The organism is Gordonia pseudamarae, from assembly GCF_025273675.1.
Classification (GTDB): domain Bacteria; phylum Actinomycetota; class Actinomycetes; order Mycobacteriales; family Mycobacteriaceae; genus Gordonia; species Gordonia pseudamarae.
The window spans coordinates 409,282-435,728 of record NZ_CP045809.1 but is presented as its reverse complement, the minus strand read 5'-3'; the positions used below and the strand labels follow the sequence as shown (position 1 = coordinate 435,728).

Below are 26,447 nucleotides of genomic sequence, written 5' to 3'. Positions count from 1 at the left end.
CAACTCTCCTCCGCGCACACGTCTCTGGTACGGGCCCGGCCGCGGCGCGTCTGCCTCACCTCCGGCCGAATACCTACCGCTAACGTCACAACATCAGTCGCGGTTCCGCGATGTCCCGTTCGTTCTCCAGGACGGCCAGCGCTGTTCGGGCCTTGCCGACAACCGTCGGATCGACGGTGTGGACCTCGATCCGGGGTTCGCTGTCATATGCGACGACCACGCTACCGAAGGGATCTGTGATCTGGCTGTGTCCGATTCCGGTGGGCGCTCCGGACTCCGCGACGGCCGGATCGGACGGTTCGGCCTGCCCGACGGCCGCGACGAACGCAGTGGCGTCGAGTGCCCGCGCGGTGGCCAGCGTCTGCCACTGGCGCAGCTTCCCCGGCCCGGCGCCCCACGACGTAGGCACGACGATCAGGTCGGCGCCGGCGCGGGCGAGGGCGGTGAACAGTCGCGGAAACCTGATGTCGTAGCAGGTGGCCAACCCCACGCGGCAATCGGCGACGGTGACGATCACCGGTTCGGAACCCGCCTCGACGGTCCGCGATTCGGCGAACCCGAAGGCGTCGTACAGATGGATCTTGTCGTACCCGGCCCGCCGCCCGTCCGGTGTCACCACCAGCAAGGTGTTGCGCACCCGTTCGCGGGGAGACAATTCCGGGGCGAGCGAAGCGACGGGAGATAGTGCCGGGGCGAGCGAAGCGACGGGAGATAGTGCCGGGGCGAGCGAAGCGACGGGAGATAGTGCCGGGGCGAGCGAAGCGACGGGAGATAGTGCCGGGGTGAACATCCCGGCCACCACACTCACCCCGCATTGTGCGGCGATCCCGGCCACGGCATCTGCCCACGGCCCGTCGAGCGGCTCGGCGATCGGTCCCAGCTTGACCCCGAACCGGCACATCGTGGCCTCCGGGAACACCACCAGATCGGCCCCGTCAGCGGCCGCCCGCTCGGTGGCAGACACCACCAGTTCCAGATTCTCCGCGGGATCGGTACCGGAGCTGATCTGCGCCATCGCAAGTCGCATGGACACAGGATAGGTCCACCTGCCACGGCCGCCCACCATGAGGTGGAGGAGGTCACCGAACCGGACGACCGGCGACCACATCCCACGGTACGGTGAGCAGATTGTCCCTCGTCGGCCGCCGCCCGATCTCCACCCGAACCCCCGACTCCCGCAGCAGTATCAGCGCCTGCCGCCACCTGATCCGCGGCCCGAACGGTGCGTGACCGGCCGCGATATCCCAGCACCGGTCGGCGGCGGCGAACAGTTCGTGGATCGGTTCGCCCGGCACATTGTGATGGATCAGCACCTTGGGCAGGCGTTCGGCCAACTCCGAGGGGTATCCGGTATGCGCGGGGGACCAGCTGAAGGTGAGCGAACGCGGCCCGCGCGCATCGAGCAACACCCAGGAGCAGCGGCGCCCGATCTCGTCGCAGGTGCCTTCGACGATCAGCCCACCCGGCGCGAGCGCGGACCGCATCTGCGCCCACGCCGCCCCGACCTCATCCTCGTCGTACTGCCGGAGCACGTTGAACGCCCGCACCAGGGTGGGCCGCAGCCCGGCCAGTTCGAAACCACCGAGCGCGAACCGCACCCCGTCGCGTGGTTCGACGATACGGGCGGGGTCGATCTCCAGTCCCACCATCTCCAGGTCGGGTGCCACTCCCCTTAACCGGCCGGCCATCTCGACCGCGGTGTCCGGCCGGGCACCGTAACCGAGGTCGACGACCAGCGGACGCGGCACCCGGGTCAGCGCGGTCGCGATCTCCGGGCGGTGCGCCATCCATCGATCGACACGGCGCAGCCGGTTGATGTTCGTGGTGCCCCGGGTGATCCGGCCCGACACACGCCGCCGGCCCGCTGTCATCTCCCCCGTCGCTCCGCTCGCGCCGATCTCCCCCGTCGCTCCGCTCGCGCCGATCTCCCCCGTCGCTCCGCTCGCGCCGATCTCCCCCGTCGCTCCGCTCGCCTGGTCACGCGTTCTTGGCGATCCAGTCCTTGGCGTAGGCGGCCTCCGCGCGGAACAGGTCGACAAGGTTGACCAGCATCAACTGTTCGAGCTTGCTCGCGATGAACGGCACAAAGACTTTGACCTCGGTGGTCTTGCGCAGGGTGCAGCCGGTATCGGTGGGGAACAACTCCTGCCAGCCCTTGAGACTGCCCGGCCCGGCCTGGATGGACGCGGTGTAGTCACCCTTGGTGATGCCCGCGTCGAAGATCCCGAGCGACTCCTCACGGGTGATGACCATGTCCTTCTTGAGCACGGTCTGCGCGATCGGCGGCAACTGGTCACGGCCGATGGTCTGCCGCAGGACAGCCTTGAGCCCCAAATCATCGCTGGTGAACTCGACGACCTCGCACTTGGGCGAGAACATCTCGAACCCCGCCATCATCTCGTCCCAGTACCGCGCCGTGCTCTGCGCCTGATAGACCTGTTCGGCCGGATACGGGAATCGCGCCGAGTAGCTGAGCCGTCTTGCCATGCGATTCAGGCTACCGGTGACGGCCCCCGTCGCTCCGCTCGCCCCGTATCACTTCCCGTCGCTTCGCTCGCCCCGTATCACTTCCCGTCGCTTCGCTCGCCCCGTATCACTTCCCGTCGCTTCGCTCGCCCCGTACCCGATCTACTGACCGTTCGCGCGTTCCCAGTCGACGGTCGTGTCCCGTTCGGCGTCGAACAGCGACACCAGCTCGCCCTGGAGGATCTTCTCGATCTTGCCGCCGACAAGCGGTACGCCGACCTTGATCTCGCCGCGGTACAGCGTCGAGGCCTGCTCCCCCGACGTGGTCTGGGTGGCGGTGATACTCGCGGACACCCCCGACACGCCGGCGGTGGCGTTTCCGATGATCGTGCCGCCGGCGTAGGTGAGGTCCAGACGTCGCGGGATCTTCAGGTCGCCCGGCCGGACCTTGGTCACGATCGAGGGCAACGCGGCCTCGGGGATGCACTGGGTCATCACTACGGTGACCGCATCACCGTCGCGGGCGAACTCGTCCAGGCTGCCGCGGTCTCCGTTGATCGCCCGGATCAGATCGGCCCAGTAGTTCTCGGCGGAGACGAGTTCCCACAGTCGACCGGTGGAGAAAGGGTATGCGACGGAATATTCGAACCTGCTGGCCATGGCCGCAACCGTACCGCCCGGCCACCGGTCACTACGCTGATATCTCGTGACCGATACCTCGCTGCTCCTGTCCGGGCTGACCACACTGCGTCTGGGTGGCCCGGCCCGGTCTGTGGTGCGCTGCGCCGACACCGACTCGCTCGTGGCCACGCTGGGTGCGCTCGACGGCGCGCACACCCCGATACTGATCGTCGGCGGCGGCTCCAACCTGGTGATCGGCGACGACGGTTTTGCCGGTACCGCGGTGGTCATCCAGAGTTCCGGATTCGAATTCGGGGAGGAGTCGGGCACCCCGTTCGTTGCCGCCGACGCGGGCCTGGAATGGGATGCGCTGGTCGCGGCGACCATCGAGAACGGATTCGGCGGGCTCGAATGCCTGTCCGGGATCCCCGGTTCCACCGGTGCGACCCCGGTGCAGAATGTCGGCGCCTACGGGGTGGAGGTGGCCGATGTCCTGCGCTCGGTCGACGTCTACGACCGCCGCACGCGTACCGTCCGCACCCTGCACCCCGCCGACCTCGAACTCGGTTACCGCAGCAGCATTCTCAAGTATCGTGACGACAAAGTGGTTATCTCGGTGTCATTCTGGCTGAGCCCCGACCGCACCAGCCGGCCGCTGCGCTACCGGGAGTTGTTCGCCGCGCTCGGCGTCGACGCCGGCGGGCACGCCGACGCGGCCGACGTCCGAACCACCGTGTTGTCGTTGCGCGCGGGCAAGGGCATGGTCCTCGATCCCGACGACCACGACACCTGGAGCGCCGGTTCCTTTTTCACCAACCCCATCATCGACACCGCGAAACTTCCGCAGATCCTGAACCGGATCGTCGCCCGGGTCGGCCAGGAGGTCACCATCCCGCAATACCCGGCACCCGACGGCACGGTGAAGCTGTCCGCGGGCTGGCTGATCGAACGCGCAGGTTTCGCCAAGGGCTACCCGGGCGACGACAGCGCCGCCCGGCTGTCGACGAAACACACTCTGGCGCTGACCAATCGCGGATCGGCCACTACGGAGGAACTCCTGGAGCTCGCCCGCGAGGTCCGGGCCGGCGTGTTCGATACCTTCGGCGTCGACCTGCACCCCGAGCCGGTCCTCGTGGGCTGCCGGCTCTGACATCGGCCCAGCGGTCACGACGGCAACCACGGCACGTCACGGAACATCGTGCCGACGAGCAGGCCGATGCCTGCCGTCACACCCACCGTCCCATCGCACCCGTGAGCGCGGTTGCTCCGCGCCGGCGGATCACTCGGTTCCCCATCATCTCCACATCATTGTCCTGGCATTGTGTGGACCTTGTCCCGGCGTTATGTTGACGCGGTGTCCGATTCGGCGGCCGTCCCGGTGTCCCCGACCGCCGCGTCCCCGCGTGCCCTCGCCTCCGCATCGATGTTCCCGGCGGATCGTTCGTCGGCGTCATCGACCTGCACCTGCGACACATCGAAGTAGGTCGATGCCTCGCCGATGGCCTTGGAGATCTGTTCGTCGAGAGCCTTGCGGAAGGTGGTCTCGACGATGTCGTGTGCCATCGGCCGGACGGTCTGAATCAGTTCCGCCATCTCGCTGACCGCCTTGTCGCCGAGATTGGGCAGGTTCTCGTTGACGTACTTGTCGGTGATGATGGAGACGAAGCTCTTGGCGACGTCGGCGAGATCGTCCTGCACGCGCACCCAGCGATCGAGCAGCACGTCGATCTCGATACCTCTCTTGACCAGCGCCTCGGCCCCTTCAAGCACCTCGGGGTTGCGGATGGCATAGTGCGCGCCGTCCTTGGTCAGCAGACCCAGCTTCTGGCTGAGCGCGATGGTCCGGTCGCTGGCGCCGAGGCTGTTGCGCAATTCGGTGATCGTGATGGTGGCGGCTCGTTTGAAGTTGCGAAAACGACCCGACTTGGGCGTGGCCCGCAAGACCTGTTCCACCCGCATCCCGTGGTGGGCGGCGTGCAGCAACTCGCTGATGGTAGCGAAGGTGTAGCCGCGTTCGAGCATCCGCGAGATCAGTTGCAGCCGGACGAGATGTTCGTCGGAGTACCAGCCGGTCCGGCCACGAATCGTCGGCGAGGGCAGCAGACCGCGATCCTGATAGACGCGAATGTTGCGGACGCTCACATCCGCTTTCTTCGCCAGATCGTTGATCCGATACTCGGGCACCGCGCGCACCTCGCCTTTCCGTCGACCACTCCGTATATCCCCCGACACCCGCGTTCGGGGGCGGATTACCGCTTGCTGAACCAGGACTTGCCCTGAATGGCATCGACCCGGGGCCGCACATCGACGAGATAGACGAGCATCGCCACGACCCCGATCAGTCCGAGCATCCCGATGGCACCGAACAACCAGATGAACAGGGTGGCCGCGGCCAGGATCGACACCCAGAACACCTTGCTCTGACGGTCGACGGCGGGGAACGCGTCGGGGCGCTGCAGCGCGGCGTGCACCAGCGCCAGAGCCGCGCCGAGCCCGGCGGCGACGGTGATCACCAGCAGAACGAGATTGCGGCCGTAGTCGAGGAACGATGCGATAGTCACGGTTCCACTCTAGGGTGTCCGGACGCGGACACCGCGCGAACGCTACTCCGCCGCCTTCTTGGCCTGCGTGGATCTACGTGCCGCGGCAGTGGCCTTGGTGGTGGCCGACGTGGAAGTGGCGGTTGTCTTCTTCACCGGCGTGGCCTTCTGGGCGCCGGCGGTCTTCTTCGCCGCAGCCGCCTTCTTGGCGCCTGCGGCCGTTGCGGCCGCAGTGCTGCTCGCAGGCGTCTTCTTGGCCGCAGTCCTCTTGACCGCTGTGTTCTTGACCGCCGCCTTCTTGACCGCCGCCTTCTTGACCGCCGCCTTCTTGACCACAGTCTTCTTGGCCGCAGTGGTCGTCGTCGCGGCCGTGGTGTTGCTTGGCACCGTCTTGCTGGGCACCGTCTTGCTGGGCGTCTTCTTGGCCACCGTCTTCTTGGCGGCCGCCGTCCTGGCCCCCTCTGTGGTCTTCTTCGCCGGTGCGGTCTTCTTCGCCGGTGCCGTCTTCGTCGCCGGTGCCGTCTTCTTCGCCGGTGTCGTCTTCGTCGCCGGTGCCGCCTTCTTCACGGCAGCGGCCTTGCGCGCCGGGGCCGATTTAACCGGGGCAGACTTCACCGGGGTCGCCTTCTTCGCGGCGGTGGACGTGACCGGAACCGATCCCTTCGCCGGGGCGGGCTCCTGCGCCGCCACCGGCTTCTTCACCGAACCCGGCTTCTTCACCGGTGCGGACCTGCGCACCTGCGGCTTGTCGGGGCCCGTCGCGGCGGCGGTCTCGTCGCCCGCCGGTACCGGTAGCCCCAGCGTCGCGGCACGTTCCTGCAGCGCCTTGAGGATGGCCGTGGCCACACCGAGATAGGCTTCGGCGACCTTGCGCAGTTCCTCGGGCGAGAACCTGGCGCGCAGGTCCTCCAACTCCTCGGGCAGTTCCACCGACAGTTTGTCCTTGGCCTTGTCGAAGCGGGCCAGCGCCTGGGACACCGCATCATCGAAGGCTGCCTGCGCCGCTTCGAGCCGGGTCTGTGCGTTTCCCTTCGCGTCCTCGACACCGGACGAGAGCCGGTCGGCGACCTGCTCGCCGACGGCCTCGCCTCTGTCGCGCAGTTGTTCAACGATGTCGGCCACCTGACCGAAGGCGGCGGTCAGTCGATTGTCGGTCATGGGGTGTCTCTTCCTCGTAGGTCGGGTTGTGTCTCCCGCGATGCGAGTTCGGTCTGCGCTGTTTCGGCGTTCTCCTTGCGGAATGATTCGTAGATCTCCAGCAGCATCTGCTTCTGCCGCTCGCTGATCGCGTCGTCGGCGATCAGTGCGTCGCGGACCGGACTGGCCGGGCGCTCCTCCAGGATTCCGGCACGGACGTAGAGCACCTCCGCGGACAACCTCAGCCCTTTGGCGATCTGCGCTAGTACGTCGGCCGACGGCTTGCGCAGGCCGCGTTCGATCTGGCTCAGGTACGGGTTGGACACCCCGGCGCGTTCGGCGAGCTGCCGCAGCGATACCTGGGCGGCGACCCGCTGGGAACGGATGAAGGTGCCGATGTCCTGGGCGGCGTGGCTGACGGCGTCCTGGGCGGCGTGCGCGACGGCATCGACCGGACCGGACGTACCGTCGGCGGGCGGCAGAACACATCCGTCGGCGGTGTCGCCGCTGTCGTCCGCCGAGATGGCCGGGTCGTCCGTTGCCACTGCCCTCACGCTCGCTTTCTCATCGCACGCTCCAGTATCCGCAGGAGTGCTAGCAAATGCAAGCAGCGGTGACGTGGCTCAACGACTCCGTCATCCCCCTACCCGATCACACTCGGCCGCACCTGTTCCCGGATCAGAAGATCAGCACCGACACCGTGTAGATCGCGAGCCCGGCCAGCGACCCGACCACGGTGCCGTTGATCCGGATGAACTGCAGGTCCCTGCCCACCTGGAGTTCGATCTTGCGACTGGTCTCCTCGGCGTCCCAGCCGCGAACGGTTTCGGTGATCACCGAGATGATCTCGCGCGAGTAGTTCTCGGCGACGTGTTTGGCCGAACGCGCCACCCAGCCGTTCATCTTTTCCTGCAGCGGCCGATCGTCGCGGACCCGCACACCCAGCTGGACGACGGCCTCGGCCAGCGAGTTCCGCAGGGTGCTGTTCGGATCGTCGAGCATCTGCTCGATGACCGCCTTGCCGGTCTTCCACGCCGTCGATGCCGCGTTGCCCACCTCGTCGCGGCCGAGCAGCTCGTTCTTGATGGTCTCGAACCGGGCGATCATCTCGGGATCGTGCTGGAGGTCGTCGGCGAATCCGCGGACGAAGGTGTGCATCGACCGCCGGACCTGATGCCCGGGATCGGCCCGCACCTTGTAGGTGAAGTCGACCAGTTCCCGGTAGATCCGGTCGCCCAGCAGGGTGTTGACGAACTTCGGCTTCCATGCCGGACCCACGTCCTCGTCGACGATCCGGTCGATCAGTCCCTGACTGCCCAGCGCCCAGTCGTGTGCCCTGTCGCAGGCCAACTGGAACACCGGCTCCAGCCGGTCCTCGGCGATCAGCTGTTCCAGCACGCGGCCCAGCGGCGCCGCCCACTGCGGTTCGCCGGCCCATCTGATGGCGTGGGTGATCAGCCGTTCCACGTCCTCGTCGCGCAACATCTCCGATGCCAGGGAGAACCCCCGGGCCACCTCGTCGGAGATCCGCTGGGAGTTGGCGGGGTCGGCCACCCAGGTCGACAGCCGCCGCGGCAGCTCCATCGTGTACGCCCGATCCTCGATCACCGCGGGTGTCATGAAGTTGTCCTCGATGAACCCGCCGAGTTGGTCCCCGATGTCGTCCTTCTTCTTGCGGATCAGCGCGGTGTGCGGGATCGGCAGGCCCAGCGGATGCCGGAACAGGGCGGTCACCGCGAACCAGTCGGCGAGCGCACCCACCATCCCGGCCTCCGACGCCGCGCGCACATAGCCCACCCAGGACGCGACGTCCTGGCCGTCGCGGTGTTCGAGGTACCGGGTGAACAGGTAGATGACGGCGGCGACGACCAGGCAGCTCGTCGCGATGATCTTCATCTTCGTCAGATCCCGCCGGCGCTGTTCGTCGGCAGTGCTGTCACCGAAGGAAAACGACGTCGACGGTGGCGCCGGGCGAACATCCTGTACAGGCCGCATTCGTCCAGTCTTACGCACGGGAGTCTAAGCTTGCCACGTGGCCACCCGTCCCAGTCCAGCAGCGGCGGCCCGCGCAGCAGTATCCGCGGCCGGGGCACTCACGCGGGGCATCGAGCAGGCGCTGGCGGCTACCATCGCCGACGGCCGGGGCGAACGGGGCGCCGATACCGACGGCCGCAAACTGCGCTGGGAGCAGCATCGGGTCGACCGGCGCACGGCACTGACCGACGGCGCGATCGACGCGATCCGCGAACTCGGCGCCGAGGTCGGCATGGATGACATCGCCGGTCATGTGGGTGTGTCCAAGACCGTGCTGTACCGATATTTCACCGACAAGAACGACCTTCGGCTGGCGATGGCCGCGCGGTTCTTCGAATCGATCATCCTGCCCAGGCTGGCCGCGGCGCTCGCCGGGGCGAGCGAAGCGACGGGGGATGTCACCGGGGCGAGCGAAGCGACGGGGGATGTCACCGGGGCGAGCGAAGCGACGGGAAATGCCACAGACCCCGAGAACTTTTCCGAACCCGACGAGTTCTCGCAGACCAGAGCGGTGATCGAGGTGTACGTCAGCGCGGTCGCCGACGAACCGAACCTATACCGGTTCACCCTCACCTCGCAGTCCGGCGACACGATGATCAGCGCCGACTCGGAGAAGCTGGTCACCGAACTGCTCACCGTCCTGATCACGGCGCGGCTGACCGAACGCGCCGCCGACACCTCCGGCGTCGGGGTGTGGGCGCACGCTCTGGTCGGGTCGGTCACCCGGTCGGTCGACTGGTGGATGACCGAGCGCACCGGAACCGCAGAGACCCGAACCACAGAGACCCGAACCACAGAGGAGATCGTCGACTACCTGACGATGTTCGTGTGGAGTTCGATCGTGGGGATCGTCGCCGTGGGTGGATCGCGTGCGAAGTTCCTGGCCGCCCCGCCGGGCCTGCCCGCCATTCCCACCGCCCCGTCCTCGTGAGCGGCTCCCGCCGAGGCGTCTCCGGCACGTCTGCGGGTAGAACCTGAGAGCAGAATCGATTCCGGTACATGAAGGGATGCACATGTCACGACACCGCAAGCCAGGATGGAACGAACCCGCAGTAGAGGCGCTTCGGGTCACCGCGACGGGACCGATCGCCGAGTTCGACGCGGAGTCGACTCCCGGTTTCGACGGCGACAAGGCGTTCGGCGAAACACTGCTCGCCGAACGCGGGGAGGTTCTGGCCGACCTGCAGGAACTGCTCTACGCGAACGGGCGGGCGGGCGACAACCGGTCGGTGCTGCTGGTGTTGCAGGGCATGGACACCGCGGGCAAGGGCGGCATCGTGCGACATGTGGGCGGCCTGCTCGACCCGCAGGGACTGGCGATCAAGGGGTTCGGTAAACCGACCGCCGAGGAACTCGAACACGACTTTCTGTGGCGCATTCACCGGGCGCTGCCCCCGGCCGGCCGCATCGGCATCTTCGACCGCTCGCACTACGAGGATGTGCTCCCGGTGCGCGTGCACAATCTGGTGCCCGAATCCGAATGGTCGGGTCGCTACGAGTTGATCAACCGGTTCGAGCGAGAGCTCATCGAATCGGGCACCACCATCATCAAGTGCGCCCTGGTGGTGTCCAAGGACGAGCAGAGGGTGCGGTTGACCGAGCGGCTCGACAGGCCCGACAAGTACTGGAAATACAATCCGGGCGACATCGACGAGCGCGGATTCTGGGACGACTACCTGCAGGCGTATCAGGCGATCTTCGACAAGACCGATCAGGACGCCGCGCCCTGGCATCTGATTCCAGCCAACAAGAAGTGGTTCGCCCGCCTGGCGGTCTGCGAACTGCTCATCGACGCCCTGGAGAAGCTTGAACTCGACTGGCCCGAGGCTGATTTCGATGTCGAGGCCGAACGCGCACGGGTGGCCGCCATGGACTGAGGTCCGGTCTTCGAAAAAGTGCGCACGACAACATGAAGCGCCCCTGTGGTCACGAGAACCACAGGGGCGCTTGAATGTTTGGCGGTCTTACTTGACGGCGGGGCCGGCCTTCTTGACCGGAGCCTTCTTGGCCGGAGCCTTCTTGGCGGGGGTCTTGGCGGCGGCGACCTCGTCGGCGACCTCGTCGGCGTCGGCCTTGACCTTGGCGCCGGCGTCCTCGATTGCCACAGCGGCCTCCTCCAGGCGCTCGGCGACATCCTCGGCGGCCTCTTCGACGGCCACGGCGGCGTCGACGGTCTTGCCACTCACGGTGCCGGCCAGCTTGGCGGCGCGCTCACCGACGGCGCGGGTCTGGGTGGAGACCACACCGAGGGCGTCCTCGGTCAGGTCGACGGCGTCGTTGTAGACCTTCTCGGCGCGCTCGATGTTCTCGGCGACCAGCGGCTGGGTACGCAGGCGATCGAGGGCCTCGACGCCACGCTCGGCCAGACCGTTGTACACCGAGGTGGCCAGCGCGACGTAGGCATCGACCTGCCCCTTGACCTCGTCCGCGGTGAACTTGCCCTTGAGCTCCTCGAGGCCCGCCGGAACCTCGTCGGGCAGCTCGGCGAAGCGGGTCTTGGCCTTCTCGAAGCGGGCCTGGGCGTCTTCGCCTGCGGCTTCGGTGCGCTCACGCAGCGACGCGACGACCTCGTTGAACTGGGCGAGAGCGAGGTCGCCCGCACCGACGACGGCGTAGAGGGGATTGGCGAGAGTGGTCATGTCGAACTCCTTTGATTCTCTACCCTATGCCCTTCAACTCACGGGTCAGATACTCGTGCGCTCTACCGAAGTGGCGGGATGGGCGGGTGGGTGCTTTTCCGACATCCCCAATGTATGCCCGCTTTGCTAGCAAATGCAAGCGCTCTGCTAGCAATGTGGCTGACTTCACCGTGCCGCACCGACGGGTCCCACGCCATAGCCATAGAACCCACGGCCGGACTTCTTGCCCAGATGGCCCGCGTCGACCATGCGCACCAGTAGCGGCGGCGGCGCGTACAGCGGCTCCCGAAACTCCTCGTACATCTTCTCGGCAATCGCCTTGACCGTGTCCAGGCCCACGAGATCGGCCAGTTTCAACGGCCCCAGCGGATGCGCACAACCGAGCGTCATACCTTTGTCGATGTCCTCGACGGAAGCAAATCCGCTCTCGGTCATACGAATTGCCGACAGCAAGTACGGCACGAGCAGTGCGTTGACGATGTATCCGGAGCGGTCGTCGGAATGCACCACCTGTTTGCCGAGCACGTCGTGGGCGAAACTCTCTGCGCGAGAGCGCGTTTGCACCGAGGTGCGCATCGTGCCCACCAATTCGACGAGCGGCAGCATCGGCACCGGGTGGAAGAAGTGCATGCCGATCACACGGCCCGGGGCGGCGGTGGCCATGCCCAGCTTGAGAATCGGGATGGACGACGAGCTCGAGGCGAGCACGGCCTCGGGATCGGCCACGGTGGCGTCGAGTTCGGCGAACAGGGCGGTCTTGACGCCCTCGTCCTCCACCACCGCCTCGATGACGAGTTGTCTGTCGGCGAAATCGCCCAGATCACAGCTGAACGTCAACCGGCATGAGGCCTGATCACGTTCGCGCTCGGTGAGTTTGCCGCTGGATACCCCCCGGCCCAGCGAATCGAGAATTCTCATCCGACCGGCGGCGGCGAGTTCGGGCGTCTTCTCGTATACCAGCACGTCGGTGCCCGCGCGCACGCAAACCTCGGCGATACCGGCACCCATCTGGCCGGCCCCGATCACGCCGACCCTGCTGATCGCCTGGGGTGTCACGGTGACTCCTCGCTACAAGACAATTCGGTGCCGGCGGACGAGACGGGAATGCCCGCACCGGCCGCCGGGACGGCGGCGGATATGACAGCGCCGGGGTGGGCGGGAAGCTCCCGCCCACCCCGGCGCTGTCGGCTGGGCGTCACGTCGCAATCGGTAGGCATTCGACCTCGACGCGACGTCGGCAGTTCTGGTCGCCGGTTCCTAGTGGAACTGGCCCTCTTCGGTCGAGCCCTTGAGCGCGGCGGTCGAGGTGTTGGGGTCCACGGTGGTGGCGATGCGGTCGAAGTAGCCTGCACCGACCTCACGCTGGTGCTTGGTGGCGGTGTACCCGCGCTCCTCGGCGGCGAACTCGCGCTCCTGCAGATCGACGTAGGCGCTCATCTGGTTGCGGGCGTAGCCGTAGGCCAGATCGAACATCGAGTAGTTGAGGGCGTGGAAGCCGGCCAGGGTGATGAACTGGAACTTGAAGCCCATCGCGCCGAGCTCGTTCTGGAACTTGGCGATGGTGTCGTCGTCCAGGTGCTGCTTCCAGTTGAAGGAAGGCGAGCAGTTGTAGGCCAGGAGCTGGTCGGGGAACTCCGACTTGACGGCCTCGGCGAACTTGCGGGCCAGCTCCAGGTCGGGCTTGCCGGTCTCCATCCAGATCAGGTCGGCGTAGGGAGCGTATGCCTTCGCACGGGCGATGCAGGGCTCGATGCCGTTCTTGATGCCGTAGAAGCCCTCGGAGGTGCGGGTGCCGTCGAGGAACGGACGGTCGCGCTCGTCCACATCGGAGGTCAGCAGGGTGGCGGCCTCCGCGTCGGTGCGGGCGACGACCACGGTGGGGGTGTTGGCGACATCGGCGGCCAGACGGGCCGAGGTCAGGGTGCGGATGTGCTGCTGGGTGGGGATGAGCACCTTGCCACCGAGATGGCCGCACTTCTTCTCCGAGGCGAGCTGATCTTCCCAGTGGGTACCGGCGGCGCCGGCCTTGATCATGGCCTTCTGCAGCTCGTAGACGTTGAGTGCGCCACCGAAGCCGGCTTCGCCGTCGGCCACGATCGGCACGACCCAGTTGTCGACCGAGGTGTCACCCTCGACGCGGGCGATCTCGTCGGCACGCAGGAGAGCGTTGTTGATGCGCTGGACGACGCTGGGGACCGAGTTGGCCGGGTACAGCGACTGGTCGGGGTAGGTGTGGCCCGAGAGGTTGGCGTCGCCGGCGACCTGCCAGCCGGAGAGGTAGATGGCCTTCAGGCCGGCGCGAACCTGCTGCACGGCCATGTTGCCGGTGAGGGCACCCAGAGCATTGATGTAGCTGTCGTCGCCCTTGGTGACACCCTCCCAGAGGATCTCGGCGCCGCGGCGAGCGAGGGTGTGCTCCTCGATGACGTTGCCCTGCAGTTCTGCGACCTGCTCGGCGGTGTAGTCACGGGTGATGCCCTTCCAGCGGGGGTTGGTGTCCCAATCCTGCTGGATTTCGGCGGCTGTGCGGGGCTTTCCGACGTTGCTCATTGCCTACTTCGCTTTCTCAATGTCCTGCGATCGGCTCTCGCGAGCCGCTTGCCTGAGGAGACGGTCGACGCCGCACTGTCCGTTCGATTTGCGAATCTTCGGTGAGGCGCCGGTGGTGTCTGAACCGAGGTTGCCATAACAAAAACCCGCAGGTCAAACCCCTAGAGGATGTGAATCCGAGCCACAATCATGCGGAATTTTGCAAAATTTGCGAAGCTTTAGATGTGAAACCGACGGCTGTGACAACAAAAAAGTACGCGCGTACTGGGATTTTGGTGACGTGCACTCCGGCACACTCCGGGCCCACTTCTTACCGGCGGGTAACCCCTATTCCGTGTGCCGCTCACCCATCGTGTGAGCAGAATCACGCTTGGGTATCCGGCGGTTCACCCGCCGACGGCCCGCGGCCGGATCCATCCGCACCGGGACGGGGCTGACGCGCGATGCCCCGGACACAGCCGTCCCGGACACACCGGGCACCCGCCGCGAGCGGGATCGGCCGGACCACGACACCCCGGCCGTTCGTGGGCGCACGCCTGCGGCGGCTCCGATCCGAACAGGGGCTCTCGCAGGTCGCGCTGGCCGCGGCGCTCGGCATCTCGCCGTCCTACCTCAACCAGATCGAGCACGACGCCCGGCCGATGACCGCCAAGGTGCTCGCCAAGATCACAGAACGATTCGGTATCGACGACGGCTTCTTCGACGCCCAGGACGACATGCGGTTGATCGCCGAACTGCGCGAGGCGCTCTTCGACGACGACGTCGACGCGCCCGCCGAGGCCACCGACGCCCAGGCCATCAGCGGCCTGGTCGCCTCACATCCGGCGATGGCCCAGGCGATGGTGAACCTGCACCGGCGCTACCGCATCGCCACCGACCAGCTCGCCGCCGCCACCGACGAACGCGGCGACCGCAGCATGCGCGGCTCCATCACCGCACCCCACGAGGAGGTGCGCGACTACTTCTATCAGCGCCGCAACTACATCCACGAGCTCGACATGGCCGCCGAGGAGATGACCACCCGGATGCGCATGCATTCGGCCGACATCCGCCGCGGGATCGCCCAGCGGCTGAGCGATGTGCACGGCGTCGCGATCGTCACCCGCGTCGACATGGGGGATCACGTACTGCACCACTTCGATCCCGAGACCCGCAGACTCGACATCTCCAACGCGCTGTCCGCGGGCCAGCGCACCTTCCGGCTCGCCGCCGAACTGGCCTACCTCGAGTTCGGCGATCTCCTGGGCGGCCTCGTCCGCGAAGGCACCTTCTCCGACAACACCTCTCGAGCGCTCGCACTGACCGGACTCGCCAGCTACTTCGCCGCCGCAGCAATTCTCCCCTACAGCCAATTTCACGGCGCAGCAGAGGATTTCCGCTACGACATCGAACGCCTGTCGTCGTTCTACGCGGTCTCGTTCGAGACGATCTGCCATCGGCTCTCCACCTTGCAGCGCCCAAATCTGCGCGGCATCCCGTTCTCGTTCGTCCGCGTCGACCGCGCGGGAAATATGTCCAAACGTCAGTCGGCCACCGGCTTTCACTTCTCGTCCAGCGGCGGTACCTGCCCGCTGTGGGCGGTGTACGAGACGTTCGCCTCCCCCGGCAAGATCCTCACCCAGATCGCCGAGATGCCCGACGGCCGTGACTACTTCTGGGTCTCGCGCACCGTGGAACGCCGCGCAACCCGCTACGGCCAGCCCGGCAAGACGTTCGCGATCGGACTGGGATGCGAACTGCGGCACGCCGGCCGTGTCATCTACTCCGACGGCCTGGAGATCGGTCCGCAGGCCAGCATCACCCCGATCGGGGCCGGCTGCCGCGTCTGCGAACGCGTCAACTGCACCCAGCGCGCGTTCCCGCCACTCGGCTCGACGCTGCGTGTGCACGAACACCGCAGCAGCGTCTCCCCGTACATGAGCTGAGTACACGGGCCGGCCTGACGCTCAGCGTCACAGCTTTGTAACCGATCGGGCGTTTCGGCCGCCTACCCCGATGCGAGCCAATAGCGTTCGACCTCACACCACTTCGCTCTCTCACGTGGCTCCACAGGGATAGGAGGCCGTATGCGCCGTAGCTCGGCACGGTTTCCACGATGTGGGTTCGTGCGGTCGGGGTTCGTGCGGTTGGGGTTCGTGCAGACTGCCGGAGTGATCCTGGCGGCGTCGGCGCTGTGGACATCGGCGGCCACCACCGTTTCCGCGGTTCCGCCCAACATGCGCCCGGTACCCGAGCAGGTCACCGAGACGATCGATTCGGTGATCCCGCCCGCACCCTACCCACGACTGACCACGATTCCCGACCGGGCGAAGGCACCCGGCTATCCGCACAGCGTGCTGGAACTGCGGGCGGCGATCCTGCCGTCACCGGTCGGTGACGCGTTCTTCGACGTGTGGCCGACGAATCTGAAGGGCAAGAAGCCGGGCACCGTTCTGCGGTCCCGTGATGTCACCGCGGTCGCGGCCCCGCTGGTGACGGTACCCATCCAGTCCGCGCGCCAGCTCAAGTTCGTGAGCACCGACGCCCTGGGCCAACCGTCCTTCGGCACCGCCACGGTCATCACACCCCGCACCCGCTGGACCGGCCGCGGTTCGCGCCCGATCCTGATCAACAATCTGCCGATCGATTCGATGGGCACCAAGTGCACCTCGGGTTACACCCTCGCCCATGGTTTCAGCGGTGACACCAACACCAGCGACTTCTTTCCGCCGACCACCCAGCTGGCCTTGCACCGCGGATATGCGGTGATCGTCCCTGATCATCAGGGACCGCGGATGGCCTACGCCGAACCCACCACCGCCGGACACATCGTCCTGGACTCCGTCAGAGCCGTATCTGACTACGACAGACAATCCTTCGGCGAATCAAAGGTGGCGATGACCGGCTATTCCGGCGGCGCGATCGCCACCAACGGGGCCACCCGGCTCGCCGGCGAGTACGCGCCCGACATCGCACCCCGCCTCGTGGGGGCCGCGATGGGCGGGGTACCCGCCGACTACCGGATCCTGACCGCCAGTATGAACGCCAACCTGGCGACCGGCCTGTTCCACGAGGCGATGTTCGGGCTGGCCCGCGAACGTCCTGAACTGCTCACTCTGGCCAACAACGCGGCGCAGTGGCTGGTCACCTCGCCACTCAAGGACGGCTGCGCGACCTGGGGCATTCTGGGCGGGCTCACCTTCCTGCCCGCGCAGCTGCTGTCCAACGACAACGACCCGTTCAATTCACCTGTCGCCGAGCACATCTACGCGATCACCAAGATGGCCGACAAGAAGTCGGTGGTACCGCTGTACGTCTACCAGGGCGCGCAGGAATTCTGGATCCCGCCCGCCGGCACCCGTGATCTGTTCGCCGAACAATGCCGGCTTGGCGCCGATGTCACCTACCGCGAGGTTCCGGGTGAGCACTTCCTGGCCACGGTGACCGGCTACCCCGACGCGATCACCTGGCTCGACGACCGCCTGCGCGGGAAACCGGCCCCGAACGACTGCCCCCGCCACACCGGTTGAGGCGCGTCAGTATCGTGGCCGCGTCGTACAGCCCCACACGATGGTGCGTCCGCCACCGACTTGCCTCGCATCAGATTCATGTCGTCCGCCTTCCCGCCGGGAGTGGGGCCCGTTGACCATACGCACAGGTCATCGCGCCGCTGAACGGCTCACCCGGCAATTTCCATCGGTTGGACGACACGCATTCACCGGACGGTGCCGACAGCTCGTCGTAAGCTCTGCCCGTATGGTGGTTCGCTTCGCAGTGGGAGGTCCGCCGGGCCGGCGGCATCGGCGATCGACCGGCGGTCCCGTCCGTCGGCGCCGCGCTGGATCAGCCGTTGTCGCAGCGCTTGTCGTGGGTGTGCTCGCGGGCACGGCCACCGGCCCTGCCACGGCCGAACCGTTCACCGTGATGGGGATACCGGAACAGATCCCGCGCGCGATCGACGGCACCATCCCCGCGCCCCCGTATCCGAGGCTGACAACCATTCCGCAGCGCGCCGTGGCACCGGGATTCGGCCACCGGGTGCAGGAGTTGCGCGAGGCCACCCTTCCGACCCCCACCGGCGACCCGTTCTTCGATCGCTGGTCACCGGCATTGGCCACGATGAAACCCGGCCGATTGATCGCCTCCCGCGACATCACCCGCACCGCGACGCAGGAGGCCATCATGCCGATCCGGTCGGCGCGGCAGGTCAAGTTCGCGACCAGGGACGCGACGGGCCGGCCGTCGTTCGGTACGGCGACGGTCCTGGTGCCGCGCAAGGCGTGGACGGGTCGTGGTCCGCGCCCGATCGTCGTCAACAACATTCCCATCGATGCCCTGGGTGCGGCGTGCACACCGGGCGTCACGTTGGCCGGCGGCATCAGCGCCGCCACCAATCCGACCGACTATGTTCCGCCCACAACACAACTCGCGCTCGACCGTGGGTACACGGTGCTGATCCCCGACCACCAGGGGCCACGGATGGCCTACGCCGAACCGACCGTGGCCGGGCACATCATCCTCGACTCGATCCGCGCCGTCTCCACGTATGACGCGGATGCGTTCGGCCACAGCCGAATCGGCATGTTCGGCTACTCCGGCGGCGCCATCGCCACCAAGGGCGCGGCGTTGTTGGCCAAAACCTACGCACCCGAACTCACCTCGCGGCTGGTGGGGGCGGCGCTCGGCGGGGTGCCCGCCGATTTCCAGATGCTGGCGGGCAGCATGAACGCCAATCTCGCCACCGGCCTGTTCCATGCCGCGCTGTTCGGGATCGCCCGTGAGCGCACCGAGTTGTTGCCCATGACCAACCATGTCGCGCAATGGTTGGCGACCTCACCACTCAAGAACGTGTGCTCGATCCCTGCGATGCTGGCCGGCGGCACCTTCTGGCCCGCACAGCTCATGACCAACGACCCCGATCCGTTCCACTCGGCCACTGCCCGGCACATCTACCGGGTGACCAAGATGCACGGAATGAGATCGGCCGTGCCGCTGTACATCTTCAACGGGGCCCAGGAGTTCTGGATCCCCGCCGCCGGCGCCCGCGATCTCTATCGCGATCAATGCCGGCTCGGCGCCGACGCCACCTACCGCGAGGTCTTCGGCGAACACGTCATCGCCGTGGCCACCGGCTACCCGGCGGCCATGACCTGGCTCGACGCCCGACTCAAAGGCAAACCCGCCCACAGCGGTTGCTGACCAACACACCCCCTCAGCCGGCTGAGGTACGAGGAGCCCGAGCGACAAACCCCGAACCACCCAACACACCCCTCAGCCGGTTGAGGTGCGAGGAGCGCAAGCGACGAGCCTCGAAACCCCGCAAGCCGACAACGTCGGCGCACCAAGCTCGGAGCCCCGCCACCAACCGACCTCGCACCCCGGCCGAGGAGCCGAGAACAGGTGGCTCAGTACACGAGCAGTCGGATGTTCTCCGAGACGAGCGCGGGCTTCTCCACACCCTCGATCTCGACGGTGTTGGTGACCACCACGTTCACCCCGGCCTTGGTCTCGTCCACCGAGGTGATGACGGCGTTGGCGCGGATGCGGGAGCCGACCGGAACCGGGTGCGGGAAACGCACCTTGTTGGCGCCGTAGTTGATGACCATCTTGGGGCCCTCGACCACAAAGATGCCGCCGGCGATCACCGGGAGCAGCGACAAGGTGAGGTATCCGTGGGCGATGGTCGCACCGAACGGTCCGTCCTTGGCGCGCTCGACATCGACGTGGATCCACTGATGGTCACCTGTGGCGTCGGCGAAGGCGTTGACCCGCTCCTGCGTGATCTCCAGCCAGTCACCCGACCCGAGGTCGGTCCCGATGGCGGCGCGCAGCTCATCGACGGAGGTGAAAACTCTCGGGGTGAAAACTCTCGGTTCGGAATCAGTCATGATCCAAGACTAGTGGCCCGTGTCACCCCCATCCGCGACGGGTGTGGTCAGCCATAGCCGGCTCAGAACGGGTCTTTGGATGTGGCGCAGCCGGAGGCGACGATCTGCCCGTTGGCGGTGCCTTCTCGCGCCGCACGCTGGGCGGCGAGGATATTGCCCGCGTTCGCCGAGGTCGTCACCCCGGAAAAGGGGTTGACGGCCACCGCGGCACAGTCGTCATTCATCCGGGCGATAACTTTGCAGTCGGTCGCGCCGAGGTTCGCACACTTGCTCTTGGCCGACTTCGACGCCTTCTTCGCCGTCGATTTTCCGGTGGCCACTCCGTACCGCTTGGTCTGTCCCGAATAGGCGATGGCCCCGTACGGACCGTTCGCGGCGTCCGCCTGGGCGGGAGCCCACAGCAGCCCGCCGGTCACCAGAGCCGCGGCGGCCAAGCCGGCCCCGAACCTGGCGGCACGTCCGTTTCGCACTGCGCTCATCTGTGATCCCTTCGGCCGACACATGACTTGTCCATCGTAGCTGCCGGCACCACGATTGCCCATCGGCGTCGGGCCGCTCCCGCATCCGACGTCGGGCTGTCACCCGGTCGTCGTCCGGGGCGCGAACGTCGGGGGTATGAGTCGCCCGGGGGCCGCGTCGGCGGCGGGTTCACATCACCACCGTCGGCTACGGTGACCCCCATGAGCACACCTCGCATCCCACCGGGCGGCTTCTGGCAACTCGGGCCGTTCAACTGGGCGTTCTCACAGGCGGCGGCCCGGGTCATCGGCGTCGACGACGCCAGGATCTTCTCGACGCTGGGCCGCTCCAAGGGCCTGTTCCGCGGATGGCTGTACTTCAGTTCACGGATGATGCCCTTCGGCAAGCTGTCCCGCAAGGACACCGAGATGATCATCATCCGCGTGGCCCATCTCCGCGGCTGCGACTACGAGCTCGACCACCACCGCCGGCTCGGCGCTCGGGCAGGCATCACCGAGGCCGAGTTCGCCGACATCCTCGAGGGCGCCGACGCCGGTTGGGGCGACCGCGAACGCTCGATGCTGCGGGCCGTCGATCAGTTGGTCGGCACCCATGACATCGATGACGCGGCCTGGTCGGCGCTGGTCCGGCACCTCGACGAGTCGCGGCTGATCGCGTTCACGCTCCTTGTGGGGCAATACGATTCCCTGGCCACCACCATCGGGACGCTGCGCATCCAGCGGGATACGCGTCGATGAGTCCGGCCGCGGACACCGCCTCCCCGCAGTGGATTCCGGTCGGCGATCACGCGATCGCCCTGGACGGTGACGGCCGGATCATGACCCGCGGCAAGGCGGGCAGGCCGCTACGCGCACACCGCTGTCCGCACCGCGCCGACGCGCCGGCCGGATTGGGTGCGGCGGCCCGGTCCGGCACAGATGTCACGGACCGGTGGCCGGCCGTCGCTGTGACCGGTCTGTCGAAATTCGGAGGATGACAACCCGCACTTAGATGATTTAGAGTAGTTTAAATCCTCTAAATATGGAGGCCCTTCCACCCCACACCAGGGAGCGCACCATGGGCGACACCCATACATCCGGCAGCAACACACCCGGCACCCACACAGCAACGGCGGACCTCCCGCTGGCGGGCCGCAAACCCGAGGACATGCCCGGCCACTGGCTGCTCGCCCGGCTCGGCAAGCGGGTCCTGCGCCCGGGCGGTCTGGCACTGACCGAACAGCTCCTCGACGACGCCCGTCTCGGCGGCGCCGAAGTGGTGGAACTGGCACCCGGTCTCGGCAAGACCGCGGTGTCGATCCTCGGACGCAACCCCGCCGGCTACATCGGCGTCGAAGCCGATCCGGCGGCGGTCGCCCTCACCTCACAGGCCGTCGGCGATCGTGGCCGTGTGGTCCAGGCCGACGCCGCCGCCACCGGCCTGGACGACTCCTCGGCCGACGCCGTCGTCGGCGAAGCCATGCTGACGATGCAGTCCGACCGCGCCAAGGCACAGATCGTCGCCGAGGCGCACCGGGTGCTGCGCCCGGGCGGGCGGTACGCGATCCACGAGCTCGCGCTCAACCCCGACACCCTGTCCGACGATCAGAAGACCGAGATCCGCAAGTCGCTGGCCCGCTCCATCAAGGTCAACGCCCGCCCGCTCACCGAGCAGGAGTGGCGAAAGCTGTTCACCGACAACGGATTCACCGTTGAGAAGGTGGCCTTCGCGCCGATGGCACTGCTCGAACCGCGTCGCGTCATCGCCGACGAGGGCGTGCTGCGCACCCTCCGCTTCGTCGGCAACGTGATTCGCAATCCCAAGGCCCGCAAGCGGATTCTCGGAATGCGCGCCACCTTCACCAAGTACCGCGACAATCTGGCCGCCATCGAGATCGTGGCAGCCAAGGACGGTGTGTGATGACCGAAACGGCACCGTTCACCGAGATCACCGGACTGAACGCGCTCGACGGGTCGTCCGTGGATTCGGCCCGGCCGGATATCTCGATGATGTGGCGCAACGAGGACGTCATCGTCATCCGGCTCGCCTTCCGTGCCGGCCAGACCATGCCCGATCATCGGGCCGGCAAACCGATCTTGGTGTTCGGACAGACCGGTCGCATCGACTTCACCATCGGGGACGCGAGCATCGTGCTCGAGCCCGGTTCCGCGGTGCACGTCGATGCCAAGGTAGTTCATTCGCTGCACGCCGACACCGACGCCGTCGCCACCCTGGTTGTGCTCGAATCAAGCGGATCGTAATGAGTCCCAGCATATCCGGTGATCCGCGGGCTACCGTTCTCGGGGTATTGCGGGTCGCCGACGGGCCGGTCACCGCCGCGCAGGTAGCACAGCAGGTCGGGGTGCACGTCACCACCGCCCGCTTCCACCTGCGCAACCTCGTCGACGACGGCAAGGCGACTGCGGTGCAGTTGCGCTCGGAGTCCGCGGGCCGGCCGCGCACCGGCTACGTCGCCGTCAACGAACTGGCCGTCGACGACCTGCTGAACATCCTGCTCGGCCATCTCGGTGGTTCGACCACCGAACGGGAGCAGACCGGCGCGCTGGCCGGACGGCAGTGGGCGGCGCGGGTCCTCGCCGGTGCCGCGCACACTCAGCCGGTGACCACCACCGATCCGGCCCTGGTTCCCGATCCCGCCACGGTCACCGCCGAAGCGCTGCGCATGCTGGGCTTCAAGGTGTCGAATATGATGAGCGCCTTCGGTACCCACGAGATCACCATGTGCTCGTGCCCGCTTCGGCAGATCGGGGCGACCCACCCGGAGATCGCCCGCGGCATCGCCCGCGGCGCCGTGGAATACGCGATCGAGGCGAGCTCACCGGTGTTGCCGGGCCAGTACGGGGTACACGTGGCCCCGGCACCCGAGGGCGACTGCGAGATCACCCTGCGCCTGTCCCGCGCCACCGCCCACCACTGACCTTTTCGGCACTGACCTTTTCGGCACTGACCTTCTCGGCATTGACCTTTCACTGATGGCTTTCACTGATGACCTTTCACCGACCCATCCACAATCAGATTCAAGGGGAGACACATGAATACCCACCCAGCGATTACCACATCGACTGCCGCGGTTGCCATTCTCACCGCCACCGCCGCGACCGCGCTGGTCGGCACGACCGGCGTGGCATCCGCGGCACCGACGGTGCGTACACCCTCCGGCACGCTGCCCGCCGACTACCGGGTGACCTCGGCCACGCCCTCGCTCACCGATCTCGGCAACATCGTCACGTTCCTGGTGGCCACCAACGCCTCCGATAAGGCCAAGGCGGCGAATGTCGAAGGCGGCATGAACGCGGTGGTGGTACCCAAGACGGTGTACCGGCTGGGCCTGTTCCGGCCGCCGCTGGGCTGGCACAACCTCACCGGACCGCTGCGCCAGCAGGGCAACAGCGCGACCGCCACCCTCAACAGCGGTTCGTCGGGCCGGCCGACGATCCGGATGACCATCGAATTCAAGAAGCTCGACGGCAACTGGAAGCTGTCGGCCACGTCGCTGTGCAGCGGCGTCAAGGCGGTGGGACTCAACATCTACTGCAATCGGTGACCGGCGCGCTCTCGCCGGGGATCGAGATCGATCGGGTCAGTATTCGGCTGGCGGGCCGTGAGATCGTGCGCGAGGCCAGCCTGAGGGTGGCGGGCGGCGAGGTCACCTACCTGCTGGGCCGCAACGGGGCCGGCAAGTCGACGCTGCTGCGCGCGATCGCCGGGATCGTGCCCGTGTCGGCGGGCACGATCTCGGTGAACGGCGCCGCGCTCGCCCGGGCCCCGCGCCCGCTCGCCCAGATCGGCACCCACCTGCACCCCGACGGTTTCCACTCCGGCCACACCGGCGTCCGTCATCTGCGCTGGCTGGCAACGGCTTCCGGAATCAACCCTGCCCGGGTCGGGGCCGTGCTGGAGGCGGTCGGGCTGACCTCGGCCGCCGACCGGCCGGTCACGGGATACTCGCTGGGGATGCGGCAGCGCCTCGGTATCGCCGGCGCGCTCCTCGGTGACGCACCGACCCTGATTCTCGATGAACCGCTGAACGGACTGGACATCATGGGTATTCGCTGGATGCGCGGGCTGCTCGCCGACCTCGCCGCCGACGGCCGATCCGTTCTGGTCGCCTCACACCTGTTCGACGAGGTACGGCGCAGCGGTCATCGGGTGGCCGTCGTCGACGGCGGCCGGATCGTCGCCGATGCGGGCGTGGACGAGTTCATCGACGGTCACGCCTCACTCGAGGACGCCTACCTGAGCACGATCGGGGAGATCCGGTGATGCCGGCCGCACTCGGTCAGCTGCGGCGCGCGGTGAACGCGGAGCGGGTGCGCACGGGCGGACGCCGCAGTGTCCTGCTCGGGGTGGTGCTGCCCGGCGCCGTCCTGCTGCCTCTGGTGGTCACCGTCGTCGTGGCCACCGTGTCCGAACACTTCTCGAAGGTCTCCGGCGATGTCGAGGTGGTGCCCGTGGGCACCACCAACTCGGTGTACTGGATTCTCACGTTCACGGTCACCGTGTGGTGCTGTGTGGCCGCATACACACAGGCCACCGCCGATCGCGGCGATCTCGGGGATCTCGGCCGCATCCTGTTTCCGCGGTCCTGGACGGGCGTGGCCGCCCGCTGGGTGTTCTATGGGGTGGGGGCGGCGGTGTGCACCGTCACACTGGCCGCGTTGACGATGATCGCACTGCCCACCTTCTATCCGACCGTGTACGGCGATGTCGATCTGCTGTCGGCGGACGGGCTGCGGTTCGTTCTCACGATCCCCGTGTACGCCGTCTCGGCCGTGGGAATTTCCCTCGGCGTGGCCGCGGTGGTGGGGAATCCGGCGGCGTCGGTGGCGATCCTGCTCGGCTGGGTGTACATCGTGGAGAACACGATCGCGCTGATTCCCAACGGGTACACAATTCAGGGATATATGCCGTTCCTCAACGGCGTCTACGGCACCGGTCAGGCGATCGTATTGATGCCGCCCTGGGGAATCAACGGCGCGATCGCCTACAGCGGCGGTGTCGCCGTGGCGATGTTCGCGATAGCCTGCGGCACAGCACGGCTGCGCCGCCGGTGACGGGCCGGACATCGCGGGCCCTCGCAGGTATGTCCGAGTTCGCATATATACGCGAGTTTCACTGTGGCCGAATACAATTACCTACCACGATGGCATATAGAGTCGAAAGTCCCGATCCCGGATACCCATACAGAATAGTATTCACTATTCTGTATTGCTGCGCATCGAGTAACGAACTTCGTCATTGCCAATTCTGTCCGTACCCGGAGGTCTGGACAGATGTCCACTGATAGTGTTTACTTACCACACGATCAGTTTTCACTCAGGTGATTTCAGATCGATGCAATCCGGGGAGACGGGTCGGGCAATGGCGCGTTATATTCCGGCAGACGGCAGACGCAGGGGGTATCGGCGGAATTTCCGCCGATGAATGCAGGGCCGCCACGTGCGGCGCCGCGCGCCGACCGCCGGGTGCCATTGCCCGGCCGATCCACCCTGCCCGGCCGATCCACCCTGCCCGGCCGATCCACCCTGCCCGGCCGATCCCCTGGGCATCAGGTACACGATCGGAGCGCCGGATCGGCACAGTCGGGACCACTCGGACACGCGGTCTCGGGCAGAAGCCTGCGGGCTCCCGGTCCCTCCCTGCCGAGCGCATCTCCGGGGTTGGTGTACGGACACGATGTGAGCGACAGACACCCGCACCCGATGCAGTCGGCCAGATTGTCACGTAACGCGATCAACCGCTCGATGCGCTGATCGAGGTCGGCCCGCCAATCCGCGGCCAGGTGAGCCCAGTCCCGTTTGGTGGGCGGCCGATCGTGCGGCAGATCGTCGAGCGCGGCCTTGATCCGTGCCAGCGGGATGCCCAGCGTCTGCGATGCCCGGATGAACGCGACCAGGCGCAGCGTGTCGCGGCGATACTCCCGGCGGTTTCCCGAAGTCCGCCGGCTGCTGATCAGCCCGAACTCCTCGTAGTAGTGCAACGTCGAGACCGCCACACCCGCGCGCCGGGCCACCTGACCCGGCTTCAGCCAGATTCCCTCCGCAGCGACCTCGCCCACCGCCATCACCTCTTGACGTCAAGTGCACTTGATGAAGTGAACTCTATGTCATGAA

At 66.9% G+C, this 26,447-nt stretch carries 29 protein-coding genes; 14 read left to right on the top strand and 15 right to left on the bottom strand.

Annotated features, from left to right (window positions below; translation table 11 throughout):
- Nucleotides 1–85 precede the first annotated feature (85 nt).
- The 4 genes from GII31_RS01815 to GII31_RS01800 all read right to left on the bottom strand — a co-directional run bounded on the left by GII31_RS01815 (nt 86) and on the right by GII31_RS01800 (nt 3,126).
- Nucleotides 86–1,027, bottom strand: a complete 942-nt coding sequence (locus GII31_RS01815) for a carbon-nitrogen hydrolase family protein (RefSeq protein ID WP_213246262.1) — start codon at nt 1,025–1,027, stop codon at nt 86–88.
- 52 nt (nt 1,028–1,079) lie between these two features.
- Nucleotides 1,080–1,871, bottom strand: coding sequence for a class I SAM-dependent methyltransferase (locus GII31_RS01810; protein WP_213246260.1), 792 nt, complete (start codon nt 1,869–1,871; stop codon nt 1,080–1,082).
- 106 nt (nt 1,872–1,977) lie between these two features.
- Nucleotides 1,978–2,487, bottom strand: a complete 510-nt coding sequence (locus tag GII31_RS01805; protein ID WP_213246258.1) for a DUF2505 domain-containing protein — start codon at nt 2,485–2,487, stop codon at nt 1,978–1,980.
- Nucleotides 2,488–2,628: 141 nt separating this feature from the next.
- A complete protein-coding gene (locus GII31_RS01800; RefSeq protein WP_213246256.1) occupies nt 2,629–3,126 on the bottom strand; it encodes a DUF2505 domain-containing protein in 498 nt (165 codons plus the stop codon).
- A gap of 46 nt (nt 3,127–3,172) precedes the next feature.
- On the opposite strand from GII31_RS01800, the gene GII31_RS01795 reads away from it, so the two are divergent.
- A complete protein-coding gene (locus GII31_RS01795) occupies nt 3,173–4,237 on the top strand; it encodes a UDP-N-acetylmuramate dehydrogenase (RefSeq protein WP_213246254.1) in 1,065 nt (354 codons plus the stop codon).
- A 191-nt stretch (nt 4,238–4,428) separates the two neighbouring features.
- On the opposite strand, the gene GII31_RS01790 is transcribed toward GII31_RS01795, so the two are convergent.
- The 5 genes from GII31_RS01790 to GII31_RS01770 all read right to left on the bottom strand — a co-directional run bounded on the left by GII31_RS01790 (nt 4,429) and on the right by GII31_RS01770 (nt 8,759).
- The gene (locus GII31_RS01790; protein ID WP_246222061.1) at nt 4,429–5,271 is read right to left on the bottom strand and encodes a MerR family transcriptional regulator; all 843 of its coding nucleotides are present in this window, start codon (nt 5,269–5,271) and stop codon (nt 4,429–4,431) included.
- A gap of 65 nt (nt 5,272–5,336) precedes the next feature.
- Nucleotides 5,337–5,648 (bottom strand): DUF2516 family protein, encoded by a 312-nt coding sequence (locus GII31_RS01785; RefSeq protein WP_213246252.1) that lies wholly within the window; start codon nt 5,646–5,648, stop codon nt 5,337–5,339.
- 42 nt (nt 5,649–5,690) lie between these two features.
- Nucleotides 5,691–6,785, bottom strand: a complete 1,095-nt coding sequence (locus tag GII31_RS01780) for a heparin-binding hemagglutinin (protein WP_260840243.1) — start codon at nt 6,783–6,785, stop codon at nt 5,691–5,693.
- On the bottom strand, nt 6,782–7,246 hold the full coding sequence (locus GII31_RS01775) for a helix-turn-helix domain-containing protein (RefSeq protein WP_213249707.1): 465 nt from the start codon (nt 7,244–7,246) through the stop codon (nt 6,782–6,784). Before GII31_RS01775 ends, GII31_RS01780 begins: the two co-directional genes overlap by 4 nt.
- Nucleotides 7,247–7,442: 196 nt before the next feature.
- Nucleotides 7,443–8,759: a DUF445 domain-containing protein gene (locus GII31_RS01770; protein ID WP_213246248.1), complete on the bottom strand. Its 1,317-nt coding sequence runs from the start codon at nt 8,757–8,759 to the stop codon at nt 7,443–7,445.
- Nucleotides 8,760–8,796: 37 nt separating this feature from the next.
- On the opposite strand from GII31_RS01770, the gene GII31_RS01765 reads away from it, so the two are divergent.
- Both GII31_RS01765 and GII31_RS01760 read left to right on the top strand, forming a co-directional pair.
- Nucleotides 8,797–9,729 carry a TetR/AcrR family transcriptional regulator gene (locus GII31_RS01765; RefSeq protein ID WP_213246246.1) on the top strand — a complete coding sequence of 311 codons (933 nt, stop codon included), beginning with the start codon at nt 8,797–8,799 and terminating at the stop codon, nt 9,727–9,729.
- Between the two features lie 82 nt (nt 9,730–9,811).
- A complete protein-coding gene (locus tag GII31_RS01760) occupies nt 9,812–10,675 on the top strand; it encodes a polyphosphate kinase 2 family protein (protein WP_213246244.1) in 864 nt (287 codons plus the stop codon).
- A gap of 87 nt (nt 10,676–10,762) precedes the next feature.
- Here GII31_RS01760 and GII31_RS01755 read toward each other — a convergent pair whose 3' ends face one another.
- The 3 genes from GII31_RS01755 to aceA form a co-directional block, all read right to left on the bottom strand.
- Nucleotides 10,763–11,437, bottom strand: coding sequence for a heparin-binding hemagglutinin (locus GII31_RS01755; RefSeq protein ID WP_213246242.1), 675 nt, complete (start codon nt 11,435–11,437; stop codon nt 10,763–10,765).
- 165 nt (nt 11,438–11,602) lie between these two features.
- A complete protein-coding gene (locus GII31_RS01750) occupies nt 11,603–12,493 on the bottom strand; it encodes a 3-hydroxybutyryl-CoA dehydrogenase (RefSeq protein WP_213246240.1) in 891 nt (296 codons plus the stop codon).
- 201 nt (nt 12,494–12,694) lie between these two features.
- Nucleotides 12,695–13,987, bottom strand: a complete 1,293-nt coding sequence (aceA, locus tag GII31_RS01745) for an isocitrate lyase (RefSeq protein ID WP_213246238.1) — start codon at nt 13,985–13,987, stop codon at nt 12,695–12,697.
- Nucleotides 13,988–14,430: 443 nt separating this feature from the next.
- On the opposite strand from aceA, the gene ramB reads away from it, so the two are divergent.
- From ramB to GII31_RS01730, 3 genes are all read left to right on the top strand, one after another.
- Nucleotides 14,431–15,912 carry an acetate metabolism transcriptional regulator RamB gene (gene ramB / locus GII31_RS01740; RefSeq protein ID WP_246222060.1) on the top strand — a complete coding sequence of 494 codons (1,482 nt, stop codon included), beginning with the start codon at nt 14,431–14,433 and terminating at the stop codon, nt 15,910–15,912.
- A 141-nt stretch (nt 15,913–16,053) separates the two neighbouring features.
- Entirely contained in the window at nt 16,054–17,496 is a 1,443-nt protein-coding gene (locus tag GII31_RS01735; RefSeq protein WP_213246230.1) for a lipase family protein, read from the top strand.
- A gap of 226 nt (nt 17,497–17,722) precedes the next feature.
- Nucleotides 17,723–19,165 (top strand): lipase family protein, encoded by a 1,443-nt coding sequence (locus GII31_RS01730; RefSeq protein ID WP_213246228.1) that lies wholly within the window; start codon nt 17,723–17,725, stop codon nt 19,163–19,165.
- A gap of 206 nt (nt 19,166–19,371) precedes the next feature.
- On the opposite strand, the gene GII31_RS01725 is transcribed toward GII31_RS01730, so the two are convergent.
- Complete coding sequence (locus tag GII31_RS01725) at nt 19,372–19,854, bottom strand: MaoC family dehydratase (protein WP_213246226.1); 483 nt, start codon at nt 19,852–19,854, stop codon at nt 19,372–19,374.
- A gap of 62 nt (nt 19,855–19,916) precedes the next feature.
- Entirely contained in the window at nt 19,917–20,333 is a 417-nt protein-coding gene (locus tag GII31_RS01720; RefSeq protein ID WP_213246224.1) for a DUF4189 domain-containing protein, read from the bottom strand.
- A 201-nt stretch (nt 20,334–20,534) separates the two neighbouring features.
- Here GII31_RS01720 and GII31_RS01715 point away from each other — a divergent pair, with 201 nt between their 5' ends.
- The 8 genes from GII31_RS01715 to GII31_RS01680 all read left to right on the top strand — a co-directional run bounded on the left by GII31_RS01715 (nt 20,535) and on the right by GII31_RS01680 (nt 25,388).
- Nucleotides 20,535–21,071, top strand: a complete 537-nt coding sequence (locus tag GII31_RS01715) for a carboxymuconolactone decarboxylase family protein (RefSeq protein ID WP_213246222.1) — start codon at nt 20,535–20,537, stop codon at nt 21,069–21,071.
- Complete coding sequence (locus GII31_RS01710) at nt 21,068–21,310, top strand: hypothetical protein (protein WP_213246220.1); 243 nt, start codon at nt 21,068–21,070, stop codon at nt 21,308–21,310. The genes GII31_RS01715 and GII31_RS01710 overlap by 4 nt, the downstream gene beginning before the upstream one ends.
- Before the next feature lie 80 nt (nt 21,311–21,390).
- On the top strand, nt 21,391–22,233 hold the full coding sequence (locus tag GII31_RS01705) for a class I SAM-dependent methyltransferase (protein ID WP_213246218.1): 843 nt from the start codon (nt 21,391–21,393) through the stop codon (nt 22,231–22,233).
- The gene (locus GII31_RS01700; protein ID WP_213246216.1) at nt 22,233–22,574 is read left to right on the top strand and encodes a cupin domain-containing protein; all 342 of its coding nucleotides are present in this window, start codon (nt 22,233–22,235) and stop codon (nt 22,572–22,574) included. Before GII31_RS01705 ends, GII31_RS01700 begins: the two co-directional genes overlap by 1 nt.
- Complete coding sequence (locus GII31_RS01695) at nt 22,574–23,251, top strand: helix-turn-helix domain-containing protein (protein WP_213246214.1); 678 nt, start codon at nt 22,574–22,576, stop codon at nt 23,249–23,251. The genes GII31_RS01700 and GII31_RS01695 overlap by 1 nt, the downstream gene beginning before the upstream one ends.
- Before the next feature lie 114 nt (nt 23,252–23,365).
- A complete protein-coding gene (locus GII31_RS01690) occupies nt 23,366–23,878 on the top strand; it encodes a hypothetical protein (RefSeq protein ID WP_213246212.1) in 513 nt (170 codons plus the stop codon).
- On the top strand, nt 23,875–24,597 hold the full coding sequence (locus GII31_RS01685) for an ABC transporter ATP-binding protein (protein ID WP_213246210.1): 723 nt from the start codon (nt 23,875–23,877) through the stop codon (nt 24,595–24,597). The genes GII31_RS01690 and GII31_RS01685 overlap by 4 nt, the downstream gene beginning before the upstream one ends.
- A complete protein-coding gene (locus tag GII31_RS01680; protein WP_260840242.1) occupies nt 24,597–25,388 on the top strand; it encodes an ABC transporter permease in 792 nt (263 codons plus the stop codon). Before GII31_RS01685 ends, GII31_RS01680 begins: the two co-directional genes overlap by 1 nt.
- Before the next feature lie 494 nt (nt 25,389–25,882).
- Here the strand turns inward: GII31_RS01680 and soxR are convergent, their stop codons facing one another.
- Nucleotides 25,883–26,392 carry a redox-sensitive transcriptional activator SoxR gene (gene soxR / locus GII31_RS01675; protein ID WP_246222057.1) on the bottom strand — a complete coding sequence of 170 codons (510 nt, stop codon included), beginning with the start codon at nt 26,390–26,392 and terminating at the stop codon, nt 25,883–25,885.
- Nucleotides 26,393–26,447: the final 55 nt, after the last annotated feature.

Excerpts from the sequence above, each read along its gene's own strand:
- GII31_RS01815 (WP_213246262.1), bottom strand. The coding sequence starts at position 1,027 with ATGCGACTTGCGATGGCGCAGATCAGCTCCGGTACCGATCCCGCGGAG.
- GII31_RS01810 (WP_213246260.1), bottom strand. The coding sequence starts at position 1,871 with ATGACAGCGGGCCGGCGGCGTGTGTCGGGCCGGATCACCCGGGGCACC.
- GII31_RS01805 (WP_213246258.1), bottom strand. The coding sequence starts at position 2,487 with ATGGCAAGACGGCTCAGCTACTCGGCGCGATTCCCGTATCCGGCCGAA.
- GII31_RS01800 (WP_213246256.1), bottom strand. The coding sequence starts at position 3,126 with ATGGCCAGCAGGTTCGAATATTCCGTCGCATACCCTTTCTCCACCGGT.
- GII31_RS01780 (WP_260840243.1), bottom strand. The coding sequence starts at position 6,785 with ATGACCGACAATCGACTGACCGCCGCCTTCGGTCAGGTGGCCGACATC.
- GII31_RS01770 (WP_213246248.1), bottom strand. The coding sequence starts at position 8,759 with ATGCGGCCTGTACAGGATGTTCGCCCGGCGCCACCGTCGACGTCGTTT.
- GII31_RS01760 (WP_213246244.1), top strand. The coding sequence starts at position 9,812 with ATGTCACGACACCGCAAGCCAGGATGGAACGAACCCGCAGTAGAGGCG.
- GII31_RS01755 (WP_213246242.1), bottom strand. The coding sequence starts at position 11,437 with ATGACCACTCTCGCCAATCCCCTCTACGCCGTCGTCGGTGCGGGCGAC.
- aceA (WP_213246238.1), bottom strand. The coding sequence starts at position 13,987 with ATGAGCAACGTCGGAAAGCCCCGCACAGCCGCCGAAATCCAGCAGGAT.
- ramB (WP_246222060.1), top strand. The coding sequence starts at position 14,431 with ATGCCCCGGACACAGCCGTCCCGGACACACCGGGCACCCGCCGCGAGC.
- GII31_RS01735 (WP_213246230.1), top strand. The coding sequence starts at position 16,054 with ATGCGCCGTAGCTCGGCACGGTTTCCACGATGTGGGTTCGTGCGGTCG.
- GII31_RS01730 (WP_213246228.1), top strand. The coding sequence starts at position 17,723 with ATGGTGGTTCGCTTCGCAGTGGGAGGTCCGCCGGGCCGGCGGCATCGG.
- GII31_RS01725 (WP_213246226.1), bottom strand. The coding sequence starts at position 19,854 with ATGACTGATTCCGAACCGAGAGTTTTCACCCCGAGAGTTTTCACCTCC.
- GII31_RS01720 (WP_213246224.1), bottom strand. The coding sequence starts at position 20,333 with ATGAGCGCAGTGCGAAACGGACGTGCCGCCAGGTTCGGGGCCGGCTTG.
- GII31_RS01715 (WP_213246222.1), top strand. The coding sequence starts at position 20,535 with ATGAGCACACCTCGCATCCCACCGGGCGGCTTCTGGCAACTCGGGCCG.
- GII31_RS01710 (WP_213246220.1), top strand. The coding sequence starts at position 21,068 with ATGAGTCCGGCCGCGGACACCGCCTCCCCGCAGTGGATTCCGGTCGGC.
- GII31_RS01705 (WP_213246218.1), top strand. The coding sequence starts at position 21,391 with ATGGGCGACACCCATACATCCGGCAGCAACACACCCGGCACCCACACA.
- GII31_RS01700 (WP_213246216.1), top strand. The coding sequence starts at position 22,233 with ATGACCGAAACGGCACCGTTCACCGAGATCACCGGACTGAACGCGCTC.
- GII31_RS01695 (WP_213246214.1), top strand. The coding sequence starts at position 22,574 with ATGAGTCCCAGCATATCCGGTGATCCGCGGGCTACCGTTCTCGGGGTA.
- GII31_RS01690 (WP_213246212.1), top strand. The coding sequence starts at position 23,366 with ATGAATACCCACCCAGCGATTACCACATCGACTGCCGCGGTTGCCATT.
- GII31_RS01680 (WP_260840242.1), top strand. The coding sequence starts at position 24,597 with ATGCCGGCCGCACTCGGTCAGCTGCGGCGCGCGGTGAACGCGGAGCGG.